Consider the following 15,290-nt stretch of genomic DNA (forward strand, 5'->3'; position numbering starts at 1 on the left):
ATGCGCTTTTTCAGCTTACGCCTGTATCTTTTGAGAGATAAAAAAAGCTGACTCGATATGATGAGCCAGCTTTTGTCTTAGACATTAAGCAGATGTTTTTTCTTCATCATCCAGATCGATCTGAGAACCATCCTCACGTAGAAGAATTGGTCTTTCAGTCTGCTCTACAGCACCTGGTGTAATGATACATTTCTTGATCTCTTCTTTAGATGGAAGATCAAACATTACATCAAGCATCAGATTCTCAATAATTGAACGTAATCCACGAGCTCCGGTCTTTCGCTCAATTGCTTTACGTGAAATTTCACGGAGAGCTTCTTCTTCAAATTCAAGTTCAACATCATCAAGTTCAAGCATTTTCTGGTATTGTTTAACGAGCGCATTTTTAGGCTTAGTTAAAATTGAAATCAGCGCTTCTTCATCCAGCGTTTCAAGCGTGGCAGTTACCGGCAGACGCCCGATAAATTCAGGAATCAGACCAAACTTGAGAAGGTCTTCCGGTACAAGCTTTGAAAGCAGCTCGCGTTCTGTCAGGTCACCTTTTGAATCACCTGAACCAAACCCGATTACTTTTTGGCCAAGTCGGCGCTTAATAATTTGATCTACCCCATCAAATGCACCACCGACGATAAATAAGATATTCGTCGTGTCAATCTGGATAAACTCCTGATGCGGGTGCTTTCTTCCACCTTGAGGAGGAACGCTTGCAGTAGTACCTTCAAGAATTTTCAGCAATGCCTGCTGAACACCTTCGCCTGATACATCGCGGGTGATAGATGGGTTTTCTGATTTACGTGCTACTTTATCGATCTCATCAATATAGATGATGCCTTTTTCAGCACGCTCAACATCATAATCTGCAGCCTGGATCAGTTTGAGAAGAATGTTCTCTACATCTTCACCAACATAACCGGCTTCAGTAAGTGATGTAGCATCTGCAATTGCAAACGGTACATTCAGAATTCTTGCTAACGTTTGAGCCAGTAGTGTCTTACCGGAACCAGTAGGCCCAATCAGACAGATGTTACTCTTTGAAAGCTCAACATCATCGACTTTACTATTGGATTTGATTCGCTTGTAATGGTTATATACGGCTACTGAAAGTGACTTCTTCGCACGTTCCTGACCAATTACATAATCACCGAGGATCGAAAGGATTTCTCTCGGCTTCGGTACATCTTTAAATTCAACTTCTTCTTCAGTACCAAGTTCTTCTTCCACAATCTCAGTACAAAGCTCTATACATTCATCACAAATATATACACCCGGACCGGCAACAAGCTTACGAACCTGTTCCTGGGTTTTTCCGCAGAAAGAACACTTTAATTGTCCTTTTTCGTCGTTAAATTTAAACATTACTTTCACCCCTTTATCAGTATTGCCCATTTTAGAGCATGTCTTTAACTCTGTAGGAAAAATTGTACCATACAGAACCATCAGACGGAACTAACTCGATTTTCCCGATATGTTTTGCAATAAAACCTTTATGTATGTACTGATTTGAACCTTTTACTATGAAGAAACTGTGCTTATGTTATAAAACAAGGCACGATCTGATCGCGCCTTGCTTCAGTCTTACTTATTATTATGCAACAGTTGTGCTGTTATCTACAAGAAAATCGATTGCTTTTTGAACTCGAAGGTCGTTTTCAAGAATTTCTGTAGATCCACCAAGTGCTGCTTTGATCTGATCTACTGACATGTTGAACTGTTCAGTCATGCTGCTTAGCTCAGACGCAACATCTTCTTCAGTGACAGTGATATTTTCAGCTTCAGCAACTGCTTCAAGTACAAGGTTAGTACGTACACGTTTAGCTGCATCTTCCTGCATTTGTACGCGAAGTGCTTCTTCGTCCTGACCGCTGAACTGGAAGTACAGGTCAAGATTCATTCCCTGTGCACTCAGGCGCTGTTCGAATTCCTGCATCATACGGTCAACTTCAGTGTTAACCATTGATTCCGGGATATCAATTTCAGCGTTTTCAGAAGCTTTTTCAACTACTGAATCACGAAGTGCCATTTCAGCAGCGTTTTTCTTGTCTTCAGTCAGACGGTTTTTCGTCTTTTCTTTCAGTTCAGCTAGTGTTTCCACTTCCTCGTCTGCATCTTTAGCAAATTCATCATCAAGCTCAGGAAGTTCTTTCGCTTTGATTTCGTGAATTTTAACTTTAAATGTAGCCGGCTTTCCAGCAAGCTCTTCAGCATGGTATTCTTCAGGGAAATTGACTTCAACGTCTTTTTCATCTCCTGTAGCAAGACCAACTAATTGCTCTTCAAAACCTGGAATGAATGAACCTGATCCGATTTCAAGAGTGTAGTTGTCAGCTTGTCCGCCTTCAAATGCTTCTCCATCAACGAACCCTTCAAAGTCAAGAACAACTGTATCGCCGTCCTCCACTTTACCGTCTTCTTTCACAACCAGCTCTGCCTGACGTTCCTGCAGCTGCTTAAGCTCAGCGTCTACATCTTCGTCAGTTACTTCAGCATCAAGCTTTTCCACTTCAAGCCCTTTGTATTCACCAAGTTTAACTTCAGGCTTTACAGTTACTTTCGCTGTGAAAATCAGCTCTTTACCTTTTTCCATTTGCTCTACGTCAATTTCAGGACGATCAACTGGTACAATACCAGCTTCATCTACTGCGTTAGCGTAAGCTTCAGGAAGGATCTCATCTAGAGCGTCCTGATAAAGCGATTCCACTCCAAAACGCTTTTCAAACATTTGGCGAGGCATTTTACCTTTACGGAATCCAGGTACGTTAATTTGCTTTACGACCTTTTTAAATGCACTGTCAAGACCTTTGTTAACTGTTTCAGCGTCAACTTGTACCGTCAGTACGCCTTCATTTCCTTCTTGCTTTTCCCATTTTGCTGACATAAATAATTCCCTCCAAAACATCTATTAAGTTAATGGTTTCATGTACGACATGAAATCAATGATTCTTTCATTTATCAATTTAGAATCCCATTATGCAACCATTTTATTATAACATACGCGGTTTGTCTTTCAACTGCAAACCATTAGACCATTTCCACTTTTTCAAGCCGTCTGATTTCAGCAAGAAACTCAGTATGATCAAAATCCTCAAACGGGTTTTCCTCACCCATGTACTCACGGGCCAGCCTTTGGTATGCAGCTGATATGACAGCTGGCGAATCTACTCTCCAGGTGAAAGGATAAAGCAGAAATGCATGCTTTTGCAAGAGCTCTGACGCAATTTCTGTCAACTGTGGCTGATCACTATCATTTGAAAGGATTGCTGCTGCTTTCTGATAAAGCTCCTGATCGAATGGTTCGAGCAGATCTGCAGGTGACACCGAGATTTCCTTTCCCCATTTACAAATGACCGTTTCATCAGGTACACCCTGCTCTCTTAAAATATTTATCAGCAGCGTTTTGATAAAGGGATGTGTGTCATCCTTTTCAATTTCACTAATGATGTCATTTTTCATTGGTCTGATATTCTGCTTTGCAAGTGCAGCCGCCTGAATCATCTGTTGTTCCAGATCTTTTTGCAGCTGGAATGTCTGAAATGACTCGTCTTCAGCTTCTCTCACATCTTTTTGTTCCTGACCAAGATTAATCAGATTCTGAAGCCTTGCTGCTTTCTCAGGATTCAATTCATTTTCTTCTAAAAGAGGCTGTATGAATGAAGCAATCTCATCAAACCGTCTCAACTGAATCAGATTCATTACATAAAGCTCCACCATTTCTTCATATTCACCTGAACCATTACGGAGCATTTTTTCGCAAAGCGCTGCTGAGTCAGCCCACTGATTATTTTCATAATATGCTACAGCAAGAGATGTTCCTGCAGCAGCATCCTGTTCGTCGATTTCAAGGGCCTGCTCTAAAAGGCTGATGGCTTCAACATTTTCCTGATTCTGCAGCATGTCCAATCCCCGCTCTACAAGTCGGTCTTTTAATCCCGGAAACGGTATAACACGCCTGCTCTGCTGCTCAGCCATATATGATGAACCACCTTCCGTAATCTTTTTGAATTGAGTGTAGCATTGTACTTACAAAAATGCCAAGAAAAGCACTATCTTCACACCAAAAAAAGCCTGCCGGTTACGATTGTAACCGGCAGGCTTTGGTAGCGTCCCAGGAGCGATTCGAACGCCCGACCGACAGCTTAGAAGGCTGTTGCTCTATCCAGCTGAGCTACTGGGACATTATGTAGTCCGTCTTGTTAAGGACAATTATTATTATATTAATACATTGATCAAAAGTCAACGGATTTTCAAATATTATTTTAAAATATTTTAAAACGTAAATTGCAATATTAAATGCAACACCCTAATAAAGCATAGGGGGACCTCCCCGGTGTGTAGCTTTGTTGGCCTAGGCCAACAAAGCTACACACCGGTCGAACATTTCTGCCGGGGTCTCATAGTTTAAAATTTTTCTCGGAAGCTCGTTCATCCAGGTTTCTACTTCTTCAAGCAAATCATCGGAATAAGAATGGATGGGCTGGCCCTTTTTGATAAACCGCCTTATCATGCCATTGTGACGTTCATTTGTGCCACGCTCGAAGGAGGCGTACGGGTGAGAGAAATAAATGGCGATATTTTCCTTTTCGAACGCTGCGAGCTCGCTGAATTCAGCACCATTGTCAGCTGTGATGCTTTTAAAGACAGCTGAACAGTTGTCCTGGTAAGGCGCGAGAAGTGTCCGTACAGCTTCCTGAACAGCTGAAGCACTCTTACTCGAAATCCTGACCAGTAACTCTTTACGAGTTTTCCTTTCAATCAGCGTCAGTAATGCTTCATCTTTAGACTTTTTACCAAGCACCGTATCGATTTCCCAATGCCCAAACTCTTCACGGGAGTCCACGGATTCACATCTTTCTTCGATACTCTTCCCGTGTATCCGCTTGTTTTTCCGTGCAGGTGTTTTCTTTGTCGAGCGTCTCAGTTTCAGCGGCAGATCAATGTTTCTTACTGATAGCTTACACTGATCAATTAGGTTATAGATGGTTTTGGTGGCTGGGATATAGCTGTCTTTAAAAGCCTCGTGTCGTGTTGCGTGACCGACAATCGCATCCGGAGACCACTTGTCCTCAAGTATCTTTTTCTCTGCGTAACGCAGAAAGTGCCAGGCTTTTAGCGTGACAGACTGGGCTCCGCAGTGCCGACGGTTTTCCCGATAGACACGGGCAGCTGTATCCGGAAAATATTTCGCGAACGGTTTTCTGTTTGTATCCAGCTGCACAACTGTTCCCCGTTTTCTCTCACGGGAAATGGTACTGGGGTGACGCCCGGTTCTTTTAGCGATCTGTCTCAAAGAGAGCCCAAGGTTTAGATAAGCAGAGATTTCTCCTCTTTCTGCATCGGACAAATGTTTAAAGGTTTTCTGTTCTGTGCTAGAATTACTTTGAGCCATAGTGATGACCTCCGTGTATTAATTGTTTTAGTCGACATTAATGTTACACGGTCTCACTATGGCTTTTCTATTTTCAGGTGTTGCATTTCATTTTACAATTAACCAAATATTTTAAAACGGGTTAAAAATGAATAAAACGCGCCGCTTTTAATCAATCTGCATATAGCGGCACGTATGAGATTCAGTCAGTAAAAGTCCCGTTCCATGACAATAGTTTATCATGCTCATTCGTATAAAACACTACTTCAACCTTTTCGTTCTCGAACTCTACAATTGCATAAGTAGGTTCATTACGATCACGCGGCAATCTGATGCTGCCCGGATTCAAGAAAAGTTTACGATCAATCATTTCAGCTCCAAGCTGATGTGAATGTCCGAAAATAATAATATCAGCATTATTTTCTTCTGCTTTATAATGTACTCTGTCTAATGATGACTTAATGCCATACAAATGTCCGTGCGTGATAAAAATTCTTTTATCTCCGCATTCAACGACTTCATCCTCTGGATAGGATGAATCAAAATCACAGTTTCCTCTGACTTTGATAAAAGGGTTCATTTCATCTGATTCAAATGGAAGTTCTGAATCACCAGCATGCAGCATATAATCGACCTGATTGCTCCATTGTTCCCTAACCTCAGTCAGAATATGCGCATCACCGTGATTGTCACTTACGACTAGGATTTTCATCAGCTCACCTCACTGAAACTGTAATTGTAACTTCTTAAGTGCATTTGCCCGGTGACTGATCTGGTTCTTCTCATCAGGTGTCAGTTCGGCAAATGTTTTTTGAAATACTTCAGTATAAAATATAGGGTCATAACCGAAGCCATGGTCGCCTATTGGTTTTGTGGTAATATACCCTTCAGCTTCACCTGTAAACAACTTTGTTTCTTCCCCGGGTATGGCCATGGCAAGCGTACAATGGAAACGGGCGGTTCTTTTATCCCCGGGCACTTGTTCCATTTTAAATAATACTTTTTCAATATTTTTCTGATCACTTTTTTCAGGACCTGCATATCTTGCTGAATATACGCCGGGCTCTCCGTTTAATGCATCGATGATTAGTCCGCTGTCATCAGCTATAACAATTTCATTTAACTGCTTTGAAATTGTTTCTGCCTTTAAAGCGGCATTCTCAGCAAAAGTTGATCCTGTTTCTTCAACTTCACCGAGTTCAGGATAATCTGCGAGTGTTTTCACCTCATAGCCGAAGGACTTCACAAGGCGATCAAAGTCTTTTGCTTTTCCAGAATTGTTTGTTGCAATAATAATGGTTTTCATCATGAATGATCACCTGTTATTTTTGCAGTCAGTTCTTCACCTAGTATTAATTTCTGTTCCTGAATAATACGTTCAATGCCATCGCGGCTGATCTGGAGCATATCAAGTAACTCCTGATGCGTGAATGATGCTTCTTCTCCTGTACCCTGTAGCTCAACAAAATCACCGCTGCCTGTCATCACAATATTCATATCCACATCTGCTGTACTGTCTTCTGCGTAATTCAAATCAAGTATAGGTTGACCATCTGCATTAATGCCTGCTGATACAGCCGCAAGAAAATCCTTCACAGGAAATACTGAAAGCTCTTTTTCAACAGAGACTTTTTCTATCGCAAGCGCCATCGCTGCAAAAGCACCGGAAATAGAGGCCGTTCTTGTTCCGCCGTCTGCCTGAATCACATCACAGTCGATCCATACAGTTCGTTCTCCAAGTGAATCAAGGTCAACAACAGCTCTTAAAGCACGTCCGATCAGCCGCTGAATTTCCATTGTACGGCCGCTGACTTTTCCTTTAGATGATTCACGGATCGTCCGCTGTCCGGTAGCTCTCGGCAGCATTGCATATTCAGCAGTGATCCAGCCTTTTCCCTGTCCTCTCATAAAAGGAGGCACTCTTTCATCAATACTCGCGGTACAGATGACTTTTGTATCTCCAAAGGATACAAGAACAGATCCTTCAGGGTGCATCAGATAATTTTTTTCTATGGTAATTTGCCTCATTTCAGAAGGCGCTCTTTCATCGGGTCTCACATTGATTCACTCCATCTTTTAAATTGGCTTTGTTAAAGTTGGCTGTTGATTTCCGCTGCAGGGGGACGCTTTCCACAGGGCGTGCGGTGAGCCTCCTCGACGCTTTGCGTCTGTGGGGTCTCACCTGTCACGCTTCTCCTGCAGGAGTCGCCCCCTTCCGCTACAATCACCAGTTGCGCAAAAACAACATTGACCTTTAACATAGCTTTTAAACTAAACGATAAAAGCCGTGATACGCTCACGGCAATTTCACAGATTCTACCACGAGGGAATCGTCATTCATCCATTCCCTGGCAACTTGTCCAAATATCACAGGAGATCCTGTTGTGTAATAAAGGTGCTTTTGTCTTTCATGACGGGCATTTAATTCCCCGCGATAAGAAAGAATTGCACTGACTTCTCTGGCTGTTTCATCACCGGAGCTGATGACTTTAACTGACGGTCCCATATACTGTTCAATTAATGGCTGCAGCAAAGGATAATGCGTACATCCCAGAATCAGTGTATCGATAGGATGATTCCTCATATCACTCAATGTTTCTGCTACAATTCTTTTTGCGAATGAACTGTTATGTTCTCCACTTTCAACAAGCGGAACAAACTTAGGACATGCCTTAGGATATGTCTGAATGCTTTCTTTTAAACTGCACAGCACTTTTTCATAGGCTGCACTTTTGATGGTCCCGGCTGTACCGAGAATACCAACATGATTATTTTTTGTATATTTAATGGCTGAGCGCGCACCCGGGGAAATAACACCAATCACCGGTATATCAAATGCGGTTCTGATTTCTTCAAGCGCAGCTGCTGTTGCTGTGTTACAGGCAATCACCAGCATTTTGATGTCCTGTCTGTAAAGAAACTCTGCCATTTCCCATGTAAACCTTCTAACCTCTTCTTCAGGTCTCGGGCCGTATGGGCAGCGCGCTGTGTCACCTAAATAGATGATTTGTTCGTTCGGAAGCTGGTAGATAATTTCTTTGGCAACTGTTAGGCCGCCTACACCAGAATCCATTACACCGATTGCTCTGCTCAAGAAAAACGCCTCACTCTTATTTCATTTCTCCATGTAATTTACTCAGCACTTTTGCAAGAGAAGAGACTTCATCTTCAGTAAACTCTGACAGAACATCGCTTAAATCCTGCTGACGCTTTTTAATTACTTCTTCAATAATTCTTTCTCCTTCTTCTAACAGATGAATTCTCACTACCCGGCGGTCATGTTCATCTTTCACTCTGACAACCAGACTGCTTCTTTCCATCCGATCAATTAAATCTGTTGTTGTGCTGCAGGCGAGATACATTTTATTAGATAGTTCACCAATTGTCATATCCCCTGCCTCAAACAGCCACTGCAATGCTACAAATTGTGGCGGCGTGATTGTATACTGGCTCAGAATTTCTCTGCCTTTTTGTTTGATCAGTCCGGAAATATAGCGGAGGTCCTTTTCGATATCTGCTACAACCTCTTTTGAATGAAGCTCCTGCACTTCTTTAGTTTCCATCGTTTCATACACTCCCTATGTTTCATTCTGTTAATATTGTCGCCTTTTTGTTGACAATAATCAAGAAAATTTAAATATACAGCGACGAATAAAAAACTGCCTCCCGGTTAGAGAGACAGTTCTTCAAGCCTTAATAATTCAACAATCGCCTGAGATCTTCCTTTTACCCCAAGCTTTTGAATGACATTGGAAATATGATTCCGTACTGTTTTTTCACTTATAAACAACTCAGAAGCAATTTCTTTTGTTGTCTTATCTTTAAGTAAAAGAGTAAAAACTTCCTTTTCCCTTTTCGTTAAAATTGATGTTCTCCGAGCCACATTCTTTCCCCCTTATTCAATAACACCGTTTGTTCAGTGTATGAATACCAGGGGTGATAAGTGAGGAATCAACCGTCTATTTTTACTGCAGGGTGAAGGAATAAATCTTTCTGTTCGTCTGTCCACGGTTTTCCTTTACCAGTCGCCTTAGTCATTTGCACCATTGTTCCCCTGCCGCAAAATACAGACTGCCCGTCAGCGTCTGTCCCCAAATAATGAATATCTACTGAGGAGTTCCCTACCGATTCAGCTTTTACATAAACTCTTAACTCCTGATCAAAAAACACCTGTTTCAGAAAATCGCACTGGAGGTTAGCTACGACCGGAATCGATTCATTAGACGGATCAAGCCAGGTCTGCATAAAACCCAGGTGCTTAAGGAATTCAATTCTTGCCTGTTCAAAATAAATAAATGGCACTGTATTGTTTAAGTGTCCAAATAAATCTGTTTCAGAAAACCGTACCTTAACCGGGTAATAAAATTCAAAACCCGCTCTCCATTCTTCAAAATTAATTATGTATGGTATTTTCATTTCCCAGCATCTCCTTCACAAAATGAATGATCATTCATTCCTATTTTACATGAACAGGATCCTTTTGAACAGAAAAATCCAGGTGCTGTCAAAGCACCTGGACCTGTCGTTTTATACTTCTTTGTCACTTCCAAAGAAGTTTCTGAACATCTGTAGGTTTGTATCACGGTTAAGTGCCGCAATAGAAGTGGTAAGTGGAATGCCCTTAGGACAAGCCTGTACACAGTTTTGTGAATTACCACAGTTTGAAAGACCGCCATCACCCATAATCGCTTCTAGGCGCTCATTCTTATTCATAGCACCAGTTGGATGAGCGTTGAAAAGGCGAACTTGTGATAATGGAGCAGGGCCAATAAAGTCTGACTTACTGTTTACGTTTGGACAAGCTTCCAGACATACACCACAAGTCATACACTTGGAAAGTTCATACGCCCACTGACGCTTTTTCTCAGGCATACGTGGTCCGGGACCAAGATCATAAGTACCATCAATCGGAATCCATGCTTTTACTTTCTTCAGTGAATCAAACATACGGCTGCGGTCAACCTGAAGGTCACGTACAACCGGGAAAGTCTTCATCGGCTCAAGTTTGATCGGCTGTTCAAGCTGATCCACAAGTGCTGTACAAGATTGACGCGGTTTTCCGTTGATGACCATTGAGCAGGCGCCGCATACTTCTTCAAGACAGCCCATATCCCAAGAGACAGGAGTCGTTTTATCACCTTTTTTATTAAAAGGATTTCGTCTGATTTCCATCAGTGCAGATATAACATTCATATTTGCACGGTATGGAATCTCAAACTCTTCGAAATAAGGTGCAGAATTCTCATCGTCCTGGCGGTGTATTTCAAATCTAATGACTTTTTCTTCAGTTGCTGTTGCCATGATTATTTTGCTCCTTTCTTCTTAGAGTAATCACGCTTACGCGGTTCAATCAGAGATACATCCACTTCTTCAAAGTGGAATTCCGGTGAATTTGTTGCCGGATTAAATTTAGCCATTGTCGTCTTAAGGAACTTCTCATCATTACGTTCTGGGAAGTCCGGCTTGTAGTGAGCGCCACGACTTTCATCACGGTTAAGTGCACCAATTGTTACGACACGCGCCAAGTGAAGCATACCTTTCAGCTGACGTGTAAATACTGCACCCTGGTTGCTCCATTTAGCAGTATCGTTAATGTTGATACGCTTGAAGCGTTCCTGAAGCTCCTGGATTTTAGCGTCTGTTTCACGAAGTTTGTCATTATGACGAACTACTGTAACGTTATCTGTCATCCACTCACCAAGCTCTTTATGGATTACATAAGCGTTCTCATCGCCATCCATTGCCATGATTTCTTCCCACTCCTGCTTCTTCTCATTCTCAAAGCGCGAGTAGATTTCTTCAGGCATGTCTTCAACTGTTTTCTCAAGGCCTTCGATATATTTAACTGCGTTAGGTCCTGCGACCATTCCGCCGTAAATAGAAGAAAGCAATGAGTTCGCCCCAAGGCGGTTAGCACCGTGGATTGAGTAATCACATTCACCTGCAGCAAACAGTCCAGGGATGTTTGTCATCTGGTCAAAGTCGACCCACAGTCCACCCATTGAATAGTGAACAGCCGGGAAGATTTTCATTGGTACTTTGCGCGGATCATCACCCATGAACTTTTCATAGATTTCGATGATTCCGCCAAGCTTGATATCAAGCTCTTTTGGGTCTTTATGGGAAAGATCAAGGTAAACCATGTTCTCACCATTAATTCCAAGCTTTTGTCGTACACATACGTCGAAGATTTCACGGGTCGCGATATCACGTGGCACCAGGTTACCGTAAGCAGGGTATTTCTCTTCAAGGAAGTACCATGGCTTTCCGTCTTTGTATGTCCATACACGTCCACCTTCACCACGCGCTGACTCACTCATCAGGCGAAGCTTATCATCTCCGGGGATCGCTGTCGGGTGAATCTGAATAAACTCACCGTTTGAATAATATACGCCCTGCTGGTAAGCAACAGATGCTGCTGCACCAGTGTTAATAACAGAGTTAGTAGATTTTCCGAAGATGATACCAGGTCCCCCAGTTGCGAGGATAACTGCATCTCCTTTAAACGACTGGATTTCCATTGTTTTCAGATCCTGTGATACGACACCGCGGCAGACGCCGTCATCATCAAGTACTGACCCGAGGAATTCCCATCCTTCATACTTCGTTACAAGTCCGGCAACCTCATATCTGCGCACCTGCTCATCTAGTGCATAAAGCAGCTGCTGACCAGTCGTTGCGCCTGCAAATGCTGTACGGTGGTGCTGCGTACCACCAAAGCGGCGGAAATCAAGTAATCCTTCAGGTGTTCTGTTGAACATCACACCCATACGGTCCAAAAGGTGAATAATCCCCGGTGCTGCATCGCACATTGCTTTTACCGGAGGCTGGTTAGCAAGGAAGTCTCCACCATAAACTGTGTCATCAAAGTGTTCCCAAGGAGAGTCCCCTTCTCCTTTTGTGTTAACCGCTCCATTTATACCGCCCTGTGCACAAACAGAGTGTGATCTTTTTACAGGTACAAGCGAGAAGAGGTCTACTGACATTCCTGCTTCAGCTGCTTTAATCGTTGCCATAAGGCCGGCAAGTCCGCCACCTACAACGATAATTCTACCTTTACTCATTTTGTCACTCTCCTTACTGATATCAAAAGCTGCTCAAGGCAGCTGAAAGTTCATTTAATTATACAAATGCAAGAATTGAACGGATACCAATGATCGTCAGTACGACAAACACTCCAAGTGTTGCGTACGTTGAAATCTTTTGTGAACGAGCGCTCACCGTGATACCCCAGCTGACCATAAATGACCATAAACCGTTAGCAAAGTGGAAAGTTGTAGACACGACTCCAAGTATGTAGAACGCAACCATCCATGGATTCGCTAAGATCTGCTCCATCATGCCAAAGTTTACTTCTGCGCCAAGTGCAGCCTGAATACGTGTTTCCCAGACGTGCCAGGTTACGAAAATCAGTGTAATGACACCTGTGATACGCTGCATGAAAAACATGTAGTTACGAAGTGTGCCATAACGTCTTGTATTGTTCTTCGCAGTGAATGCGATGTATACTCCATAGATTGCGTGGAAGTATAAAGGGATAAAGATAATAAATAGTTCTAAGAAAATTCTAAATGGTAAACTTTCCATAAAGTGTGCTGCATCGTTGAAAGCCTGTTCGCCTCTAGTAGCGAAATGGTTGACAACTAAATGTTGAATCAGGAAGATCCCTACCGGTATAACCCCAAGTAAAGAATGCAGCCTCCTCCAATAAAACTCTCGATTTTCCGCCATCGAATGTAACCCCCTCTAAAATAAATACAGCTGCTAAAACCTACTCCCTAGAATGATAGATTCAGCAAAATTTTCGCACAGTATAACATTTATGTGACAAATTTATTGTACTCCTCTCGTAATGGAGCGTCAAGAAAACGTATACATAAAAACAATTCTAAATATTATTTATTTAACCAGCTCTATTATTAGACATTTTCCTGAATTTATCGGCTTCAGTTCACAAAAATTTCACAAAATCACTTTTCACAATTTATTATTTCAAAAAACTGCTTATCTATATGACAATATGCCGATTTCACAGTTAAATTTCTTTTTGACCTTACACTTTATCACTCAACACTTTATAATAAAGAGATTGAAAGTGAGGTTCGGTTAAGCAATGAGCGACAATGAAAATATAACACAGAACTTATTCGGTTACCGGTTAATCAGAGATGAGCTGATACCTGACCTTTTAGGCAACCATACAAAAGATATTCTCTATTGGGCGGGCAAAAAATTAGCAAGAAACTATGCATGCAGTAACGAAGGCGAAATGATTTCTTTTTTTGAACGTGCAGAGTGGGGGGTCCTCACCATCATAAAACAAAAAAATGATGAAATACATTTTGAACTTTCCGGCAATGTGATCGAAGAAAGAATTACACATAACGATCCTGTTTTTACACTTGAAGCTGGCTTTATTGCAGAACAGATCGCTATGATTAAGCAGTATCAAACTGAAGCAGTGTATACCCGCAAAAAAAAGAACTGCGTTCAAATTGAGCTTAAATGGGACCAGAAAGATCCTTATTCACTGCCCTCAAGAAAAGCCTCCTTTTAAAAATCAGCAGGCCCCTGTCAATGGAGCCTGCTGATTTTTATACCTCTACAGTGCTTTTGTTTAATCCAAAGCTTTCATGAATTGCATTCGCAGCATTGATCATTTCGTTAGAATCAACTACAACCGAGACTTTGATCTCTGATGTACTGACCATTTTCACCTGAATGTTCTGTGCTGCCAGCACGCTGAACATCTGGGCTGCTACACCAGGATTTGAAACCATTCCGGAACCAACAATCGATACTTTCGAAAGGTTCGTTTCATGTTCAATTTCCTGATAACCAATCTCTTCTTTATGACGCGTAAGGATTTGCAGTGTTTCTTCAAGCGAAGACTCTTTAATGGAAAATGACAGATTCACTTTTCCAGTATCAAGCTTACTTTGAATAATAATATCAACATCAATGTGATTGTCAGCTAAAATCGAAAATACTTTAGGGAAACCTGTCAGTTCATTCTCAAGACCTACCACTGTCATTCTAACGATATCCTTATCAAATGCTACGCCTCTTACAACTAAATGCTCTTCCATTGGTGCATCCTCCTCAATTAAAGTCCCTTCTGTTTCTTCCATGCTTGATCTTACAGTCAGTTTGATCCCGTAATTCTTTGCAAATTCCACTGCTCTCGGATGAAGAACACCTGCTCCAAGGTTGGCAAGTTCGAGCATTTCATCATATGAGATACCCTTTAACTTTCTTGCGCCTTTCACATAACGAGGATCAGTGGAATAAACACCGTCAACATCTGTATATATATCGCACCGGTCAGCACTCAGTGCAGCTGCAAGCGCTACTGCTGTCGTATCTGATCCCCCGCGTCCGAGTGTCGTAATTTCACCGTTTTCATCCATTCCCTGGAACCCTGCCACTACAATGACACGCCCTTCCTGCAGCAGTGTTTCTAAACGATTTGTCTTTACCTCAGTAATTCTTGCATTACTAAATACCGCTTCTGTGCGGATTCCTGCCTGCCAGCCGGTCAGTGACGTACTTTTGTAGCCCCTGTTTTGGAGTGCCATTGCAAGAAGTGACATTGACATCTGCTCGCCGGTTGTCAGCAGCATATCCATTTCTCTTTTTTCAGGGCGTGACGTCATTTCCCCGGCAAGCCTGACCAGTTCATCCGTCGTTTTTCCCATAGCGGATACAACTACAATGACATCATTGCCTTTTTCTTTTTCGAGAATGACTCTATTCGCCACATGATGAATTTTTTCAACTGATCCTACTGATGTACCTCCAAATTTCTGTACAATGATTCCCACTCTATTTCCTCTTCCCTGACATTATTTCTCAACTGTTTGCGACTATAAAAAAAGCAACGGGGAGAAAGTCTCCCCATTGCTTTTGAACAGATAACATCATCTGA

General features: G+C 42.1%; 16 protein-coding genes and 1 tRNA gene. 1 reads left to right on the forward strand and 16 read right to left on the reverse strand.

What is annotated here, in order from left to right:
* Positions 1-84: 84 nt before the first annotated feature.
* The 15 genes from clpX to LG330_RS12130 form a co-directional block, all read right to left on the reverse strand.
* Complete coding sequence (gene clpX / locus LG330_RS12060) at positions 85-1,356, reverse strand: ATP-dependent protease ATP-binding subunit ClpX (protein ID WP_404404167.1); 1,272 nt, start codon at positions 1,354-1,356, stop codon at positions 85-87.
* Between the two features lie 229 nt (positions 1,357-1,585).
* Positions 1,586-2,875 (reverse strand): trigger factor, encoded by a 1,290-nt coding sequence (tig, locus tag LG330_RS12065; RefSeq protein ID WP_404404169.1) that lies wholly within the window; start codon positions 2,873-2,875, stop codon positions 1,586-1,588.
* A 143-nt stretch (positions 2,876-3,018) separates the two neighbouring features.
* A complete protein-coding gene (locus tag LG330_RS12070; RefSeq protein ID WP_404404171.1) occupies positions 3,019-3,966 on the reverse strand; it encodes a tetratricopeptide repeat protein in 948 nt (315 codons plus the stop codon).
* A 132-nt stretch (positions 3,967-4,098) separates the two neighbouring features.
* Positions 4,099-4,172: transfer RNA gene (locus LG330_RS12075), tRNA-Arg, on the reverse strand.
* 170 nt (positions 4,173-4,342) lie between these two features.
* Positions 4,343-5,383 (reverse strand): IS30 family transposase, encoded by a 1,041-nt coding sequence (locus LG330_RS12080; RefSeq protein WP_404404173.1) that lies wholly within the window; start codon positions 5,381-5,383, stop codon positions 4,343-4,345.
* Between the two features lie 181 nt (positions 5,384-5,564).
* The gene (locus tag LG330_RS12085; RefSeq protein WP_404404175.1) at positions 5,565-6,074 is read right to left on the reverse strand and encodes a metallophosphoesterase; all 510 of its coding nucleotides are present in this window, start codon (positions 6,072-6,074) and stop codon (positions 5,565-5,567) included.
* A gap of 9 nt (positions 6,075-6,083) precedes the next feature.
* Entirely contained in the window at positions 6,084-6,668 is a 585-nt protein-coding gene (locus LG330_RS12090) for an XTP/dITP diphosphatase (protein WP_404409584.1), read from the reverse strand.
* A complete protein-coding gene (rph, locus tag LG330_RS12095) occupies positions 6,668-7,420 on the reverse strand; it encodes a ribonuclease PH (RefSeq protein WP_404404177.1) in 753 nt (250 codons plus the stop codon). The genes LG330_RS12090 and rph overlap by 1 nt, the downstream gene beginning before the upstream one ends.
* A 238-nt stretch (positions 7,421-7,658) precedes the next feature.
* Positions 7,659-8,456, reverse strand: a complete 798-nt coding sequence (gene racE, locus LG330_RS12100) for a glutamate racemase (RefSeq protein WP_404404179.1) — start codon at positions 8,454-8,456, stop codon at positions 7,659-7,661.
* A 16-nt stretch (positions 8,457-8,472) separates the two neighbouring features.
* Positions 8,473-8,925 carry a MarR family winged helix-turn-helix transcriptional regulator gene (locus LG330_RS12105; RefSeq protein ID WP_404404181.1) on the reverse strand — a complete coding sequence of 151 codons (453 nt, stop codon included), beginning with the start codon at positions 8,923-8,925 and terminating at the stop codon, positions 8,473-8,475.
* Positions 8,926-9,032: 107 nt separating this feature from the next.
* A complete protein-coding gene (locus LG330_RS12110; protein WP_404404183.1) occupies positions 9,033-9,245 on the reverse strand; it encodes a LuxR C-terminal-related transcriptional regulator in 213 nt (70 codons plus the stop codon).
* A 68-nt stretch (positions 9,246-9,313) separates the two neighbouring features.
* Positions 9,314-9,778, reverse strand: coding sequence for an acyl-CoA thioesterase (locus LG330_RS12115; RefSeq protein WP_404404185.1), 465 nt, complete (start codon positions 9,776-9,778; stop codon positions 9,314-9,316).
* Between the two features lie 111 nt (positions 9,779-9,889).
* Complete coding sequence (sdhB, locus tag LG330_RS12120; RefSeq protein ID WP_404404187.1) at positions 9,890-10,663, reverse strand: succinate dehydrogenase iron-sulfur subunit; 774 nt, start codon at positions 10,661-10,663, stop codon at positions 9,890-9,892.
* 2 nt (positions 10,664-10,665) lie between these two features.
* Entirely contained in the window at positions 10,666-12,426 is a 1,761-nt protein-coding gene (gene sdhA, locus LG330_RS12125) for a succinate dehydrogenase flavoprotein subunit (RefSeq protein ID WP_404404189.1), read from the reverse strand.
* 58 nt (positions 12,427-12,484) lie between these two features.
* The gene (locus LG330_RS12130; protein ID WP_404404191.1) at positions 12,485-13,093 is read right to left on the reverse strand and encodes a succinate dehydrogenase cytochrome b558 subunit; all 609 of its coding nucleotides are present in this window, start codon (positions 13,091-13,093) and stop codon (positions 12,485-12,487) included.
* A 382-nt stretch (positions 13,094-13,475) separates the two neighbouring features.
* Between LG330_RS12130 and LG330_RS12135 the strand changes: the two genes are divergently transcribed.
* Complete coding sequence (locus tag LG330_RS12135) at positions 13,476-13,919, forward strand: YslB family protein (protein WP_404404193.1); 444 nt, start codon at positions 13,476-13,478, stop codon at positions 13,917-13,919.
* A gap of 37 nt (positions 13,920-13,956) precedes the next feature.
* Here the strand turns inward: LG330_RS12135 and LG330_RS12140 are convergent, their stop codons facing one another.
* Positions 13,957-15,186 (reverse strand): aspartate kinase, encoded by a 1,230-nt coding sequence (locus LG330_RS12140; RefSeq protein WP_404404195.1) that lies wholly within the window; start codon positions 15,184-15,186, stop codon positions 13,957-13,959.
* Between the last annotated feature and the right edge of the window lie 104 nt (positions 15,187-15,290).

It is taken from the genome of Jeotgalibacillus malaysiensis, assembly GCF_044789845.1.
In the GTDB taxonomy this organism is placed as follows: domain Bacteria; phylum Bacillota; class Bacilli; order Bacillales; family Jeotgalibacillaceae; genus Jeotgalibacillus; species Jeotgalibacillus malaysiensis_A.

Coding starts and splice junctions, on each gene's coding strand:
- sdhB (WP_404404187.1), bottom strand. CDS start 10,663: ATGGCAACAGCAACTGAAGAAAAAGTCATTAGATTTGAAATACACCGC.
- sdhA (WP_404404189.1), bottom strand. CDS start 12,426: ATGAGTAAAGGTAGAATTATCGTTGTAGGTGGCGGACTTGCCGGCCTT.
- clpX (WP_404404167.1), bottom strand. CDS start 1,356: ATGTTTAAATTTAACGACGAAAAAGGACAATTAAAGTGTTCTTTCTGC.
- LG330_RS12070 (WP_404404171.1), bottom strand. CDS start 3,966: ATGGCTGAGCAGCAGAGCAGGCGTGTTATACCGTTTCCGGGATTAAAA.
- LG330_RS12135 (WP_404404193.1), top strand. CDS start 13,476: ATGAGCGACAATGAAAATATAACACAGAACTTATTCGGTTACCGGTTA.
- LG330_RS12115 (WP_404404185.1), bottom strand. CDS start 9,778: ATGAAAATACCATACATAATTAATTTTGAAGAATGGAGAGCGGGTTTT.
- LG330_RS12105 (WP_404404181.1), bottom strand. CDS start 8,925: ATGGAAACTAAAGAAGTGCAGGAGCTTCATTCAAAAGAGGTTGTAGCA.
- LG330_RS12130 (WP_404404191.1), bottom strand. CDS start 13,093: ATGGCGGAAAATCGAGAGTTTTATTGGAGGAGGCTGCATTCTTTACTT.
- LG330_RS12090 (WP_404409584.1), bottom strand. CDS start 6,668: ATGAAAACCATTATTATTGCAACAAACAATTCTGGAAAAGCAAAAGAC.
- LG330_RS12085 (WP_404404175.1), bottom strand. CDS start 6,074: ATGAAAATCCTAGTCGTAAGTGACAATCACGGTGATGCGCATATTCTG.
- LG330_RS12080 (WP_404404173.1), bottom strand. CDS start 5,383: ATGGCTCAAAGTAATTCTAGCACAGAACAGAAAACCTTTAAACATTTG.
- tig (WP_404404169.1), bottom strand. CDS start 2,875: ATGTCAGCAAAATGGGAAAAGCAAGAAGGAAATGAAGGCGTACTGACG.